Origin of the sequence: Citrobacter sp. RHBSTW-00859, from assembly GCF_013729795.1 — a bacterium.
GTDB classification, from domain to species: domain Bacteria; phylum Pseudomonadota; class Gammaproteobacteria; order Enterobacterales; family Enterobacteriaceae; genus Citrobacter; species Citrobacter braakii.
Genome location: NZ_CP056284.1, coordinates 2,354,543 through 2,369,975, shown reverse-complemented (window position 1 = coordinate 2,369,975; position 15,433 = coordinate 2,354,543). Strand labels below are relative to the sequence as shown.

Here is a 15,433-nt window from a genome sequence, read left to right as displayed (position 1 = left end):
GGAACCGAAGAAATTATAACAAACAGGAAGTAAAGATAGGGGTCAATTCTTACTTATCAACTACCTGAGCTGTAACAGGCGGCATTATTCTTACCGCCTGAAGCAGAAGGAATGCGAGCGGTTTATTGATTCTCTACTTTAGGAAGCGCTATCTGATTGATGCCACCTTCGTTGGTCACCTGCGTGTAGCCCATTTCCGTCAACATATCCTTCGCCTGCCCCGATTGACGCCCGGAGTTGCAGTACAGCTTCACGGTGTCGGTCTTATCAGGAACTTCAGCAGCAATACGCGCCTTCATCTCTTTTAATGGAATGTTGACCGCCCCCTGAATATGCTGCTGTTGATACTGTTCAGGAACGCGAACATCAATCCAGTGCTCGGCTGCAAAAACCGGCATGCCGATGACCAGTGCCAACGCTAATACGCCTTTTTTCAACATAATATCTTCCTGACTGATAGTTGGATTTAACCAACACACTATACGCCAGTTCTTAAGAAAATATTGCGATCGCATTATCACCCTCTGCACCCGTGGACGAGACTTCCTCTGGTTGCGCATACTGCGGTTAGTTTTTTGATTTTTCTGCCCGCATTCCGATATTGTTGTCATTCGCCAATTAACTCCATAATATGTTCGCCATTGACTCTCGGACGGAGCTTGGGATCTATGTCTCCTACCATTTATGATATTGCACGAGCCGCTGGCGTATCAAAATCCACGGTATCGCGCGTGCTTAATAAGCAAACCAATATCTCGCCGGAAGCGCTTGAAAAAGTGCTGCGTGCTATTGATGAGTTACAGTACCAGCCCAATAAACTTGCTCGCGCACTCACCTCTTCCGGGTTTGATGCAATAATGGTGATATCTACCCGTTCAGCAAAAACAACCGCCGGTAATCCGTTTTTCTCTGAAGTGCTGCATGCTATTACTGCCAAGGCTGAAGAGGTCGGTTTTGATGTCATATTACAGACGTCGCGAAGCACTGAAGATGATTTACAAAAATGTGAGAGCAAAATTAAGCAGAAATTGATCAAAGGTATCATTATGCTGAGCTCTCCCGCCGATGAATCTTTTTTTGCGAGGCTGGATAAATACAACGTACCGGTCGTGGTTATTGGAAAGGTTGAAGGCGACTACGCCAATGTCTATTCTGTAGACACAGATAATTATCGCGACAGCATTACGCTAACTGATGCGCTGATTGAGAGTGGACACCGTAATATAGCCTGTTTGCACGCGCCGCTTGATGTTCATGTTTCTATCGATCGCGTTAACGGATATAAAGCCAGCCTTCAGGCGCATAATATTAAAATTCGCGATGAATGGATTGTTGACGGGGGCTATACCCATGAAACAGCCCTGCTTGCTTCACGGAAATTACTGAGTCAGCAGCCGTTACCCGACGCCGTATTTGCCACCGACAGCTTGAAATTAATGAGCTTATATCGCGTGGCGGCTGAGAAAAATATAACCATCCCGCAACAACTTGCCGTTGTGGGCTACAGTAATGAGCTGTTGTCTTTTATGCTCACGCCCGTTCCTGGAGGAATTGATGTCCCTACCCAGCAGTTGGGTGAACAAAGCTGTAATTTATTATTTAACCTGATTGCGGGCGAGAAAGGATTACAAAATATCACAGTGAGCACGCAAATATCGCTGGCCGACTCACTGGTGTAAAAACTGGGGCATAAATGCCCCAGTATATTTTAGAATGCGTAGTTCACGCCTATACCAGCATAATGGAATCTGTCGCTTTCGCCTTCGTCGTGATCTTCCCACTCATAGGCATACTCCAGTGACATTGATAAACCATTCTGGAAATCATATGCATACAGTAAACCGAGACGATTGAAATTATGGCCTTCACGTTCCGGATCATCTCGCCAGTCCCAGTTTGACCAGCGATCAAGCCCCAGACGGGTATACGGCGTCAGGGTGGTATTGCCTAAAGACAACGGTAAATATGCACGAATTTCCTGGGTAGAGAACTCACCATTATTGCGCGAATCAGCCAGGTTAAAGCCGCGCTCAAGGTAATAGTTGACCGTTAAGCCCACCGTTTCGTTAAACCTGTAATTCAGACCGGTCTCGCTTTCGACACGACTATCGGAGTAGCCAGTAGTATTCAAATCATTAACGAATTGATACATCGACAGCCAACCGCTAAAGCGCAGGTCGTCGGTCAGTTTAACATCCCAATCCGGCTGAACTTTCCAGCGCTGCATATTAGCGGTGTCGTTTCCTGGTTCATTGACATAGTGATAACCGTAATTACGGAAGCCACCGGTCAAACCGAAATTAACATCCTCACTTTCCAGAAATTGATAGCGAATTTCCAGTTCCGGACGATCAAACCAGGTACCACGCTTACCTTCGCTGTAATCAACCGGTCCTTCCTGATAATAGGCCAGCGATATTTTCCATGGCCCATTAGATGCGTTGAAATAGACGGACGGCTCAGCCAGTCCATCCATATCTTCGCCCTGACCTTCAACGTTTTCTATTTCGTACATAGCACCAATATTAAAGTGCCAGTCATTATTTTCAGCAGCCTGCGCGCAGGCCATTCCTGCGCTCATAATCAGCGCAGTAGCGGACAGTAGGGTTTTCATTATTATTCCTTGTTAAAATACTCGCAAAAATGCCCCAAGGCTTGGGGGGGAGTTATTCCCCCCGGAATTTTATTGAATAGCCACTTCAGTTTCAGCATCAAAGAAATGGCATTTCGCCATATCAAAATGAATAGTGATATTTTCTCCTGCATGATAATCATTCACTGCCCCAGCACGGACCACCAACTCATGCCCCCCAACAATGGTATAAAGCATAAATTCAGCGCCGGTTAATTCTGCAACGCTAATTTTTGCCGATATACTATTTTCGTTATTAAGCTGCGGGTGTATATCTTCAGGACGAATTCCCAGAGTGACCGCCTGATGTTCATAACCCTGCGCTTTTAATTGTGCTAATTTATTTTGTGGAATCGTTAATTTCAGTGTTTCAGTAACAAACTTATCACCATCAATCGCGCCACGAATAAAGTTCATGGCCGGTGAGCCAATAAATCCGGCGACAAACATATTAGCCGGGTGGTTATAAACCGTTTTCGGCGCACCAACCTGCTGAACGATGCCATCTTTCATAATCACAATACGCGTCGCCATAGTCATGGCTTCGGTTTGGTCGTGGGTAACATAGATCATGGTGGTATTGAGTTTCTGATGCAGTTTGCTAATTTCAGCCCGCATCTGAACGCGAAGTTTGGCATCGAGATTCGATAAGGGTTCATCCATCAGGAAGACCCCCGCTTCACGTACAATCGCACGCCCCAGCGCCACACGCTGACGCTGACCACCGGATAACGCGCCGGGTTTACGCTGCAGATAATCGCGCAGACCAAGGATCTGCGCCGCCCAGTTGACGCGCTCCTCAATCACAGCAGGCGCTATTTTCTGCATTTTCAGACCAAACGCCATGTTGTCATAGACGGTCATGTGTGGGTACAACGCGTAGTTCTGAAAAACCATCGCAATGTTGCGTGATTTCGCGGCACATCGTTCATCCGTTTACCGTCAATCAGCAAATCGCCGCCGCTGATCTCCTCCAGACCGGCGATCATGCGTAACGTAGTTGACTTCCCGCAGCCGGAAGGTCCAACAAAAACAATAAACTCTTTATCTTCAATTTCCAGATTGAAGTCTTTAACGACGTGTACCTGGTTGTCGTAAATTTTTTGAATGTGTTGCAACGAAAGCTGTGCCATGTTGAATCCTTTACTTGTCGTGTTGCCAGAAAGCCGATAAGCACGGCCACGTCAGAAATTCGGTTGCCGGAAGCAGCAAGTCTGCCCCATTCAGCCCTTTACCGATGCCGACAGAAAGCATGCCGCAGGCGTTGATTGCATCAATTCCCGCTTGTGCATCTTCTATGCCAATACATTGTTGCGGGTCAACGCCAAGACCCGCGCAGGCTGCCAGGAAAATTTCCGAATCCGGTTTCGAGCGGGTGTGCAATGCCGCATCCGCACAAAAATCAAAGCAAGAGCTAAGATTAAGCGCTTGTAAAATAGCCGGGGCATTGCGCGACACAGAGGCCAACCCCACCGGAATCCGTTCTTCCCGCAACGTCATCAACAGCTCACGTATTCCCGGTAATACCGAGTTAACCGTCAGCTGGCGCAAAGAATGGACATACAGTCTGTTTTTTCTCTCGGCCAATTGTGCGCAGGCCTCGGGAGAAAACGCCCCCGCCTTCCCACCATGGTGCAAAATACGCTGTAGTGATTCGCCGCGACTAATCCCTTTCAGGCTGTCATTAAATACTTCGTCGATCACAATCCCTATTTCATCGGCTACCTGCCGCCAGGCCAGAAAATGCAGATGCGCGGTATCGGTAATCACGCCATCCAAATCAAAAATGATGGCCTGTGGTTTGAGTATCATTCATCGCCCCTTTCTGTGGTAGCGGTCCCATAAGTGGGCGAAATAATGGCGTCATTGCGGATTACGGTTTCCCCCTGCACGGAGACCTTTTCACCATTGACCCAAAGGACAATCTGCTCAGTGCTGTTAATACGGATTTCAGCCGCATTAATGATTACCTGCATATCGATGCCCTGCCAGCGCAGCGGGAAAGACAGCGTTTGCCAATGAGCCGGTAAGGCAGGAGCAAGGTGTAACTCCCCGTGGCGAATATTCACGCCGGCAAAACCCTGGATTGCACCCAGCCAGATGGCGCCCGTTGCCGCAGCATGAATGCCGTCATCGCAGCTATGTGGGTCCTCCCCGAGATCGATAAGCGATCCTTCACGCCAGAACCGATAGCCCTGTGCCGGATCACCGCAACGCGCTGCCACAATCCCGTGGATCGCTTTACTCAACGAGGAGTCATGAATTGTGCGCGGCTCGTAAAAGCGCAGGTTTGCCAGACAGGTTTGCGGGCAAAATTGCTCCGGTAACATGTAGGTCAGCATCACCACATCGGCCTGTTTGAGAATTTGCATCTCATTGACTTCTGCACGGGAGTAATCGAGCAAAATCGTCTGCTTGCCCGCGTTGGCTTTGTACTGTGACAGATCGATAGCCGGTTTGCTCAGGAAGGTATCGTCCTGAGGAAGCACGCCATCGGGCTGAACTTCCGGTCGCCAGAGATGCTGTAAAAAATACTCTGCGCGGTGAATAAACGTCTCATCACCGCAGCCCAACCGACGGGCAAAACCCAGCGCCTGTTCCACGTTGTACCAGGCCATGTAGTTGGTGAACGCGTTGTTGTTCACATGCTCAGTGTATTCATCCGGGCCAATCACATCGTGGATCTCTAAACGATCATTAACCATGACCGCCCTGCTGATCCAGAACTTCGCCGTTTCCAGCAGCAACGTCATTCCCTCACGGGACATGAAGTTTAGATCCCCTGAGGTATGCCAGTAATTGATTACCGCCCAGGCAATATCCGCCACGAGGTGATGTTCAGCCTGCGCGGAGGCCACTTTCTGACGCAGTCCGGTACGGATGTTGATCGCCGCAAATTCAGGCGTTTCCTCATCACCGCTGCGAGCGCTTTCCCAAGGGAAAAGCGCTCCCTGCCAACCGTTACGGCGGGCTTTCTCACGCGCCCCCGACAGATTATGCCAGCGGTAACGCAACAAACTTCTCGCGGTTTTCGGCTCGGTAAAGAGATGAAACGGTAACAGAAAGACCTCGGTATCCCAGAATATGTGGCCTTTATACCCTTCCCCCGTCAGACCTTTGGCCGCAATACTGCTGCGCTCATCGTGGTCAGGAGTCATCACACGCAGATGATAGAGCGCATAGTCCAGCGCTCGCTGATCGCTGGCATCAGTGCTGGTGACCTGAACGCGACGATTTTGCCACCAGGCATGCCAGTTAGCAGCCGACTCAGCCAGCAGAGCGTCATAGCCCTGCTGCGCGCACGCTTCCAGGTTGCGCAGCGACTGGCGTCCCCAGGTCTCAAGCGACAGGCTGCGTTCGCTCGCCCAGTCTACCCAGCTAATTTTTGTCAGCGTGACGCGCTGTCCGGCTTTCGCCTGCACGCTGTTGTGTTGTAACAACCGACGTTCTTTCGCAGTGAAGCAGCGCTGCGCTGCACCGTCTACATCGCAATACGTGGTGATAGCGATATCATTACGATTGTCCTGGGTGGTGTAAATCCCTTGCATAAGATGCTGGCCAAAGACCCGAACCTGCGTTTCATCCAAATGCTGACGACCATGATTGGTCATCGTGGCGTCAATTCCGGTCGAGATACCAATGCTGGCATCGCCATCCAGTGGCGTGACGACAACTTCCATAGCAAACAGCGGCAGTTTTTGTGCCGAGACAAATCGCCGGCTCTCAATGGCAAAACGCGCCCCACCAGACGCACGCCAGGTAAGCGCACGGCGTAATTCCCCACTGGCAAAATCCAGTTCACGTTGCCAGCTTTCGATAACGCCGCTGGTGAGCGAGAAAATCTCACCATTGAGTGAAATCTCCACCCCCACCACATCAGGCAGATTAACCAGTTCATTAATCTCGCCTTTCCCTGCCCGGTGATACAGTCCAGCAAGGTACATGCCGCGAGTTTGTAAGGTGTAGGCTTCCTCGTGGCTGGCGCGAATCCCCATATAACCGTTACCGGTCGTCATGAGTGACGCATATTTATTCAGGTTGTGTGGGCAAAAAGCCGGTTCAGTTAGCATTACTGGCCTCGTCATAAGTCTACGTAGGTCCCTGTTTCAGCCGATTGATACAGTGCGGCAACCAGTTGTTGAATAACGACGCCTTGCTCTGCGTCAGCAATAGTGACAGGCTCGCCCTGGACATGATTCACAAAAGCTTCCATGCTGCGATAATGTCGATTGTCATCGGCCATTTCACGCTGAAGCAGTACGTCAAGCGTACCCTCACGATCGGTATAAACCTGGGCCGGGAATAACGTCGCCCCTGCCAGATCGCCGCAGAAATTAACGTTCATAATCGATTGTTCCGGGATATTCAGCGCGAAAGAGGTTTCCAGTCGCAGGATACCGCCGTTATGAAATTCAATCGTCCCGAACAGAGAATCCTCCACGGTATACGTCTCGGGATCCCATTTCCCAAACTGGCCGCTGTTTTTACGCGTGCCAATGCGTTGATAGCTGTGTGCGTTAACGCGCTTTACTGCCGGAAACCCCAGCACATACATGGCGGCATCAAGCATATGGATGCCGAGATCAATCAGCGGCCCGCCGCCCTGCAGTTCTTTGTTGGTAAATACCCCCCAGCCGGGCACGCCGCAGCGGCGCAAAGCGCGGACATTGGTGACATAGATTTCACCCAGCACGCCGGCCATCACCTGCTCACGAAGCAGCTGCGTATCCAGTGCGAAACGATGATGAAAATCATAAGCCAGAACTTTCCCCCTTCGACGCGCCGTGTTACACATTTCCAGCGCCTCGGCTGGCGTCATCGCCGGAGGTTTCTCACACATCACATGGCATCCGGCGTTCAGCGCCAACATAGTGTGTTCATAATGAAAACGATTGGGTGAACAGATGCTGACGATATCTGGCTTAGCCTCGCGTAGCATCGTCTGAGGATCGTCCCAAACCTGCGGATTGCCGTATTTCTCTGCCAACGCCTGTGCCTGTGACAGGCGGCTGTCACAGACAGCCACCAGTTCCAGATCGTTGCGGGTGCAGTAGTACGAAGCATGAACTTTATCCGCCACCTGCCCGGCGCCGATAATGGCGATGCGTAGCGGAGAGCTTGTCAGTGCACTTTTCACAGAAATCCTCTTAGCAGGTACGCAGCCAGGCCAGTGACTGACGGTACGCTTCCGGCAGGTTCTCTGCCCGTACACGCCCTTCGTACACGACGTAACCCTGATAATTATCTTCACGCAACTGGTCAAACAGCGCAGTGAAATCCAGCGTACCGCTCCCCGGCTGATAACGATGGTTATCCGCAATATGGACGTGTCCCAGCAGATCGCGATTGTCATGCAGCGCCTGAGCCATATCGTCTTCTTCGATATTCATATGGTAAAAATCACCAATGATTTGCACATGCTTCAGGTTGTTTTCCACGATATAGCGACGGGCATCCGCCAGGGTGTTGATCATATGATCCTGATAGCGATTAAGCGGCTCCAGATACACCACCGTCCCCGTACGCTCGGCAACTTTATCGAGATAAATCAATGAATCACTTACTGCTTTACGATCGCCTGCCAGGCTGCGCGGAGAGGTCATCGGCGGTAAGCGGAAGGTAAACATGCCCCATGCAGCGGGTACAATAATGCCCTGCCCACCGACTTCGGCCAGCGCTTCGAGAATGTGGGTAATCTGCTGTAAGCCATTCAAACGACGCTCTTCGATAAAATCACCGATCCAACCGTCATATCCTCCACAGGCGGTGGTGACGGGCAGGCCTGTTTCTTTGATTGCTGCTTTCACTTCTGCCAGGTTGTTAACCAGCAGCTTGCCGTCAATTTCAAAACCGTCAAACCCCATCTCTCTGATGTAACGGAATTTCTCGAGAATATTTTCCGGAAAAAAAACCTGGTTCTGTGTTCCAATTTTCATCTTCTGCATTCCTTAATTAAAACGTCACGCCCATTTTGATGCTCTTTTCCGGATGGCGATCGACATACTGCATATAGCTTTCCGGGCTGCTGGCAAATGTCACTACCGGGTCAATAAGTTCTTCACAGTTCAGGTAACCGTTCATCAACAGTTCCCAACAGGTCTCCTCAATACGCTTGCGGCTCCAGCGCGGATAATCTGGATTTGGCTCACTGCAGGCACGGGAGAAGACAATTTTGGCGTTGTTGAAGTGCGCTTCACGCCCCAGGTTGAAGCCTTCAGCAAAAGGTTTCGCGAAAGCGACATAGGAGATGGTTCCACCATAGGCCAGACCGCGTAACGCCGATTGCAACGCATCCGCATAGCCGCTGGTTTCGATAATCACATCCGCGCCCTGCTTGCCGGTCAGCTTCTTAATTTCCATGCCGACATCGGTGCCAATAGGATTCAGACAGAAATCCGCGCCATGACGACGCGCGATATCGCAACGATGGGCAATCGGATCCACGCCAATGACCACCGAGGCTCCCGCTTTCTTAGCCAGTTGGACGGCAATCTGGCCAATTGCCCCTAAGCCGATGATGACAACAAAGTCGCCGACACGCACATTGGCGTCGCGCACGCCACTCATGGCGAACTGTGCCGGGTCATAGCACACGGCATTTTTCCACGAACTACCTTCCGGCATTTTGCGCAGTTTGTAGTTGTTTACCGCATTAAAGAAAACCGTTTCTGCCAGTGGGCCGTAGCCGCAAACTGAATCGCCAACGGCGTATTCGGTCACATCACTGCCACACTCAATAACATCGCCCACCACCATGTTGCCAAGCTGGAACTTGCCGAATTCAATCCCGCGCGGCGCCCCTTCCGGACGCGGCATGAACATTTGCCATTCGCCGTTAAAATCTTCGTCAATAAACGGACTGGCAGCGCGAAAATCGACCACTTCCGTGCCATGTTTTGGCGCACCAAAGCGAACGCGAACTTTCACTTCATTGGCGGATACAGCTCTGTCTTCATATTCCACCAGCGCCGCAACACGCGGTTCTGTGGCAACTAACTTCTTCATTTACAACTCCTTAATTAAACTGGCCGCTTAGCCTTTCACGCCGCCTGCGGTCAAACCACTTTTAATAAAACGTTCGGAAAGCGCATACATAATGACGACCGGCAATGCAGTGACTAACGATGCCGCCATCATGCGTCCCCAGATATAGTCAGGCGTACTGAACAGCGCGTTCAGACCGACCGGTAAGGTAAAATTGCTGGCGCTGGAGAGGAAAATCGAGGCAAACAGATAGTCATTCCACGCCACCATAAAGCAGTACACAAAGACCGAAACCAGACCGGACATCGCCAACGGCACGGTAATGCGAAAGATGATCTGCAGACGGTTCAATCCATCCATCATCGCGGCTTCTTCTATTTCATCCGGAATGGTGTCGAAGTAGCTTTTCAGCATGAACACCGCGGTCGGCAGCGTCTGGGTGACCATGGTGATAATCAACGCCATTTCGGTGTCATAGATGCCAAGTGCCGTAATGATTTTGAATAGCGGCACCACCAGCAGAATCCCCGAAAACATGTACACCGTGTAAAAGCTGGCATTGATGGTCATTCGCCCCTTAAAACGCAGGCGGGAAAGCGCATACGCTCCGAGTACGCCGAGAAATACCGCCACCACCGAAGAAGTGACCGATACCACCAGGCTATTACGGAAGTAGTCAACAAACGGGAAAATCATCGGGTTGAAGATGTCGATGTAATGTTCCAGCGTCCATTGCTGCGGTAACAACGTCGGATGCAGAGAGATCGCCTCTTTGGCGCTTTTAAATGAGGTCATCAACATCACAAAAAATGGGAATAGCGTGATGCCCAGGAAGACAATTAATCCACAGTAAAAGCCGATGCGGCCAAGTGTGCGCTTATTTGTTGCCATTGAGGTTCACCCGTTTTCTGGTCAGCAGGATAACAGCGAAAATAATGACGAAGAGGACGACAGAAATAGCGGCTGCTTTGCCTAAGTCGTTAAATGCAAACGCTGTTTTATAGAGATAGACCCCGAGAATATCGACTTTAGTGGTCAGCAGATAAACATCGGCGAACATGTAAAACATCCAGATCGTGCGCAGCGTGACCACGGTTGCCAGCACCGGCATAATCGCTGGCAGCGTGACGATACGAAACCGTTGCCAGGCATTCGCGCCGTCCATTTCTGCCGCCTCATACAACGATTTATCAATCGTCTGTAAAATCGCCAGAAACGAGATAAAGGCATACGGAAAGTAGCGCCAGATGGCGAACAGCACGACCAGCGCGAAGCTACTGCCGGGATTGTCGAACCACAGCGGTGCCTGATCGTAGAGATGCAACAGATCCACGCCGAGGTAGTTCACAATGCCGTAGCCGTTGTTGAACATGTATTTCCAGGCAAACACCAGCGAAATTGATGGCGTCACGTAAGAGAGGATGACCAGTGAGCGCGCCGTTTTCCGCAGACGAAACTCACGGTTAAAAAACATCGCTACGCCCAGCCCCAGTACCGTGCTTCCTGCCACAACCAGCGCGGTATACCAGACCGTCATCCACAGCGAATGCCAGAATCCGGGATCGGATAAGATACGGATATAGTTGCTCAACCCGACAAACGTAGACTCAATTTGCGGATTCAGCGGCAGTCGCATAAAGCTGATTTCGATGTTAGATATCATCGGCCACGCCACTAAACCGCCCAGCAACAGCAAGCTGGGCGCCAGCAGCAGCATGGCGAATGGCATATCAGATCGACCTGAAAAGAACTTATTCATCACGGCTTTCCATTTCCCCATTAGCGCTGTTCAACGAGGTCATCCAGTTTTTTCTGGCTCGCTTCAATCGTGGTGACGAGGTCGGCTTTGCCTACCGTCACGTTGTGCACCATTGAGCTCACAACACCGGAGCCTGTGACGTCGCCCATGCGGGTGAAGTTCTTATCGCCGACGGCACCAAACACCTGGATATTCGGCAGTTCGGCAATCAGCTGATCGGGTAATTCACCCAGCGCTTTGATGACAGTGTTATCTTTCCACGTCGGGGTATTCACCACTGCTTTGTTGACCGGCAGCGCCGCCCCTGGCGACATCATGACCCAGTCCGCGATGTTGTCGGCCTGCTCCATAAAGGTGACAAATTTCTCTGCCGCTTCTGTCTCTTCAGACTTTTGACCCGCGGTAATGGTTAACGACGTCAGCATGCCGTAAACAGCGGAGTTTTTTTCCGTCGGCACCATAAAGCCCACATTTTTAGGGTCACCCTCTTTAATCACCGCCGGGAGGATATAGGTGGAATAAATCGCCATCGGCGCCGTGCCGTTCATGAACGCGTCTTTGACTTCCATGATGTCGTTTGAGCCCGGCATGGTGTTCATTGCCAATTGGCGGTAATACTGCAGCGCCTGCGCCATTTCAGGTGTGTTGAGCGTTATCTTTCCTTGCGCATCAAAAACGTTGGCCTGGTTTGAGAGCGCGAACTGGGAAAATGACTGTTCGGTCAAAACGCTTTCCGCCGTGGGCAGCGCAATACCATATTTCTTACTACCAGGATTGTTTAGCTTCTGCGCCACGCTCAGCAGTTGTTGCCAGTCTTTTGGCTCTTCCAGCCCAGCTTTTGCCAGCACATCTTTGCGATACCAGATCCCGCCAATCCAGGCGCTAACCGGAACCCCGGTCCAGGCGGTACCGTCTTCAGTGCGCACAATACGCAGCACGCCATCATAAAAAGTACCTTCACCTACAGCGTTGATGACCTGCGCAACGGCTTTACGATCGATAAGTGATTCTTTATCCATAACTTTCGCGTAGTCATGGCTGGTTTCAATGACTTCAGGCAGTGAACCGCTCCGCGCCAGGGTAATGACCTTGGTGTTGTACGCATCTTCTTCTACAGGAACCTGTTTGACACTGATCCCCGGGTTCTCTTTTTCAAAACGCTCAATCAGTTTTGCAATAACCGCCTGCCGCTCCTGTTCAACAGAAGAGTGCATAAATTCAATCGCAACAGAGGACGTTTTATCATCCTTACACCCGGAAACCAGGGCGCAGGAAACCAGTGCTGAAATCAGCACAATTTTAGTTTTAAGCATGAAATGTTCCTTTTTATTACTTAACCCACATGACCTGCCAGGCGTTCAACGTTAATTCTTTACCTGAAATAGTTTTACCGCTAATCAAATCAAATCCATTTTCAACATCAATACTAATGGTTTGCGTATGACCGCTGACATTAAATAATCCAGTAATTTTTTCGCCTGTTTCCGCCGTACGTTTAATTTGCATTACAGCCGGTGTAACACTGCTAATCTGAAAATCACTATCAGGGTGAAATGCTTTATTACTACGACGTATTACAATTAACCGGGATAATTCATGATAAATAGCGTGGCGCAAACTGGTTTCATCTGCCAGCTCCGTTTCGATTTGGCTTATTTGATATTTTTTGCGGTTGATCGCGCGGTTATAACCTAGCGCCTCGACACCTTTATAATCATTGCGTGACCCAAGAATGCTTTGAATGTAAACCGCAGGTACACCCGGAAAACTCAGCAAAATGGCATGTGCGAGAATAAAACGGGAAAAACGTTCGGCATCACTACAATTGCCTGGCGTTAGTGCGTCCATATATGTGACGTTAATTTCATACGGACTGCGACTACCATCAGGGTTATTTTTCCAGTTAACCAGCGCGCCTTCCTGTTGTAATTCCGTCACCAGGCGCACGATCTCGTCTTCAGGTAACAAACCACGTAATGGGTTGAGACCAATACCGTCATGCGATGCGAGGAAATTAAACCAGGTGGTCTCACTGGACGGCAGTTCCAGTGATTGCGCCCACTGGCACAAGGTTGAGGTATCCTGGCGTTGTACCGCATGCAGCACCAGCGGCGGTAACGAGAACTGGTACACCATATGCGCTTCATCACGGCCATTTCCGTAGTAGGACACATTATCCTTATGCGGAACGTTTGTTTCAGTAATAATCGCCGTACCAGGCGCCGCACAGTCAGCAATAGCGCGAAATAGTTTGATAAGCTGATGCGTTTTTTCCAGGTGAATACAGGTCGTTCCTGGCTCTTTCCACATAAAGCCAACCGCATCCAGGCGGACATAATCAGCGCCCTGCTCAAGATAACTCAATAGCACATCGATCATCGCCAGTAACACTATCGGGTTGGCATAGTTGAGATCGATCTGGTCGTCGCTGAACGTCGTCCATAAATAGCGTACGGTGTTATCTTTTAGCGTAAAAGGCGTCAGTAACGGTAAGGCACGTGGACGCGTTACGTTGCTCAGGTCCGTATCAGGACCCATCGCAATAAAGAAATCTTCATAACCGTCAAGCTGTTGCAAATAGTTATTAAACCATTCGCTTTTCGCTGACATATGGTTACAAACAAAATCAAACATCAGTCGACTGGATTTACCCAATTGCTTAATATCATTCCAGTCACCGGTTTCTTCAGCAACCTGATGGTAATTAATTACGGAAAAACCATCATCCGATGACCACGGATAAAACGGCAACAGATGCACATGAGAAAATGTCGACTTAAGCCATTCATTATAAAACTGATTAAACATCGGCAGTGGTTTTTTGCCTGCCCCGTGGAATTGATCGGCGTAGGTAATAAGAACCACATCGCCCTCGTCCCAATGCGCTTTACGGATTTTTTTAATTAATCCCTGTGATTTCTCTAAACGTGCAATCAGCGCTTCATAGTGGCATGAAGTAAACGTATCACCATAAACTTCTGCCAGGCATTTTTGGATTTTTTGGTTCACCTTCAATTCTCGTGGTAGCGGTCCCATGAGTCAAGAGACTACTCTGCGGGAAATAAGCTGTCAATCGGCTGAGGTGGCCAGGAGGGGGATAATAAAAGAATTTCGGCAGCCAAAAAATCGTATTTGTGAGCTGCCGCAAATTAACAGAGGGAATGTTGATTAATTGTTGCTTGCTTTTGCTGATTCGGATTTCAGGGTTGATTACCTGAATAGCGTTTCGATAATTTTGCCGCTGCCCGACTCAAAACCGGCTCCAGGACCAACGCCAGCAGCATTTTAAGCGGGCGTCGAGCGACGGACTTCACCGCCCACCCTGCTACCCCCGCCGGGCCGTAACGAAGCGCAGTTAAAAGCACCAGCTTACCTGCTATTTTAAAGCCCGGCTTAACCCTTTGCCCGGCACGTTGCCAGCGATTGTTCATTTCTATCCTCACAATTGGCGGAAACGGCTGCGCAATGAAAAGGTATCAGAGGTGACATAACGCTCCATTTCACGCAAACGCTTTTCACTTGCCGCCAGCTCGCGATCGACGGCATCCAACAGCTCGCCGCTTGATGGCTGCTGCTCACCGGAAACCACATTGTCCGGCATCGGGTCCAACACAAACGTCAGCACGATGTAAGCGACGAAGGTAAAAAAGGCCAGACCAAAAAAGACGGACAACACCACCAGGATCCGTACCAGCTTCACAGGCACATCGAGGTAATGCGCAATACCTGCGCAAACCCCCTTCACCATGCCCTGTTGCGGAATACGCCACAGTTTTTTGTTCAGATTAACGCCTCCCATTAGCGGTCCCTCCAGTTTGGATGTTCAGCATCAAGGATGTCTTCCAGCGCCTGAATGCGCTCGCGCATCCGCTGTGCGTCATCGTTGAGTTCTACCAGACGTTGCTGTTCACTTTGCGCCAGTTCGCCACGACTGGAACGGTTGCTGTAATGCAGCCAGAGCCAAATCGGTAAAACGAACAGCACAAAGATGGTTAATGGGATAGCCAGAAATAGCGCGCTCATGAGTACTCCTTGCAGGTGATGAGCGGCGGCGCGTT

General features: G+C 50.2%; 15 protein-coding genes and 1 pseudogene. 1 reads left to right on the top strand and 15 read right to left on the bottom strand.

Translation table 11 applies throughout. The features are described from left to right. Positions 1 to 122: 122 nt before the first annotated feature. Complete coding sequence (gene pspE / locus HV302_RS11830; RefSeq protein ID WP_016153216.1) at positions 123 to 440, bottom strand: thiosulfate sulfurtransferase PspE; 318 nt, start codon at positions 438 to 440, stop codon at positions 123 to 125. 228 nt (positions 441 to 668) lie between these two features. Here pspE and HV302_RS11825 point away from each other — a divergent pair, with 228 nt between their 5' ends. Next, positions 669 to 1,679 carry a LacI family DNA-binding transcriptional regulator gene (locus tag HV302_RS11825; protein WP_181627457.1) on the top strand — a complete coding sequence of 337 codons (1,011 nt, stop codon included), beginning with the start codon at positions 669 to 671 and terminating at the stop codon, positions 1,677 to 1,679. Between the two features lie 29 nt (positions 1,680 to 1,708). Here HV302_RS11825 and HV302_RS11820 read toward each other — a convergent pair whose 3' ends face one another. From HV302_RS11820 to pspB, 14 genes and pseudogenes are all read right to left on the bottom strand, one after another. Further along, positions 1,709 to 2,614 (bottom strand): OmpG family monomeric porin, encoded by a 906-nt coding sequence (locus HV302_RS11820; RefSeq protein ID WP_016156630.1) that lies wholly within the window; start codon positions 2,612 to 2,614, stop codon positions 1,709 to 1,711. Between the two features lie 69 nt (positions 2,615 to 2,683). Next, positions 2,684 to 3,765: pseudogene (locus HV302_RS11815) on the bottom strand (ABC transporter ATP-binding protein). Between the two features lie 10 nt (positions 3,766 to 3,775). Beyond that, positions 3,776 to 4,444, bottom strand: a complete 669-nt coding sequence (pgmB, locus tag HV302_RS11810; protein WP_181627370.1) for a beta-phosphoglucomutase — start codon at positions 4,442 to 4,444, stop codon at positions 3,776 to 3,778. Beyond that, a complete protein-coding gene (locus HV302_RS11805) occupies positions 4,441 to 6,717 on the bottom strand; it encodes a glycoside hydrolase family 65 protein (protein ID WP_181627369.1) in 2,277 nt (758 codons plus the stop codon). The genes pgmB and HV302_RS11805 overlap by 4 nt, the downstream gene beginning before the upstream one ends. Further along, on the bottom strand, positions 6,714 to 7,769 hold the full coding sequence (locus HV302_RS11800; protein ID WP_016153222.1) for a Gfo/Idh/MocA family protein: 1,056 nt from the start codon (positions 7,767 to 7,769) through the stop codon (positions 6,714 to 6,716). Before HV302_RS11800 ends, HV302_RS11805 begins: the two co-directional genes overlap by 4 nt. Before the next feature lie 10 nt (positions 7,770 to 7,779). Continuing rightward, entirely contained in the window at positions 7,780 to 8,568 is a 789-nt protein-coding gene (locus HV302_RS11795) for a sugar phosphate isomerase/epimerase family protein (RefSeq protein ID WP_181627368.1), read from the bottom strand. Positions 8,569 to 8,584: 16 nt separating this feature from the next. Next, positions 8,585 to 9,637: a zinc-dependent alcohol dehydrogenase gene (locus HV302_RS11790; RefSeq protein ID WP_181627367.1), complete on the bottom strand. Its 1,053-nt coding sequence runs from the start codon at positions 9,635 to 9,637 to the stop codon at positions 8,585 to 8,587. A 27-nt stretch (positions 9,638 to 9,664) separates the two neighbouring features. Continuing rightward, positions 9,665 to 10,507: a carbohydrate ABC transporter permease gene (locus HV302_RS11785; RefSeq protein ID WP_003020474.1), complete on the bottom strand. Its 843-nt coding sequence runs from the start codon at positions 10,505 to 10,507 to the stop codon at positions 9,665 to 9,667. Continuing rightward, complete coding sequence (locus HV302_RS11780; RefSeq protein WP_003840754.1) at positions 10,494 to 11,375, bottom strand: carbohydrate ABC transporter permease; 882 nt, start codon at positions 11,373 to 11,375, stop codon at positions 10,494 to 10,496. The genes HV302_RS11785 and HV302_RS11780 overlap by 14 nt, the downstream gene beginning before the upstream one ends. Positions 11,376 to 11,395: 20 nt before the next feature. Continuing rightward, entirely contained in the window at positions 11,396 to 12,688 is a 1,293-nt protein-coding gene (locus tag HV302_RS11775; protein WP_019076863.1) for an ABC transporter substrate-binding protein, read from the bottom strand. 16 nt (positions 12,689 to 12,704) lie between these two features. Then, positions 12,705 to 14,411 carry a sugar phosphorylase gene (locus HV302_RS11770; RefSeq protein WP_326928709.1) on the bottom strand — a complete coding sequence of 569 codons (1,707 nt, stop codon included), beginning with the start codon at positions 14,409 to 14,411 and terminating at the stop codon, positions 12,705 to 12,707. A gap of 164 nt (positions 14,412 to 14,575) precedes the next feature. Beyond that, positions 14,576 to 14,806, bottom strand: a complete 231-nt coding sequence (pspD, locus tag HV302_RS11765) for a phage shock protein PspD (RefSeq protein WP_003833267.1) — start codon at positions 14,804 to 14,806, stop codon at positions 14,576 to 14,578. Positions 14,807 to 14,814: 8 nt separating this feature from the next. Continuing rightward, the gene (pspC, locus tag HV302_RS11760) at positions 14,815 to 15,174 is read right to left on the bottom strand and encodes an envelope stress response membrane protein PspC (protein WP_003020497.1); all 360 of its coding nucleotides are present in this window, start codon (positions 15,172 to 15,174) and stop codon (positions 14,815 to 14,817) included. Further along, a complete protein-coding gene (gene pspB, locus HV302_RS11755) occupies positions 15,174 to 15,398 on the bottom strand; it encodes an envelope stress response membrane protein PspB (RefSeq protein ID WP_016153227.1) in 225 nt (74 codons plus the stop codon). The genes pspC and pspB overlap by 1 nt, the downstream gene beginning before the upstream one ends. Positions 15,399 to 15,433: the final 35 nt, after the last annotated feature.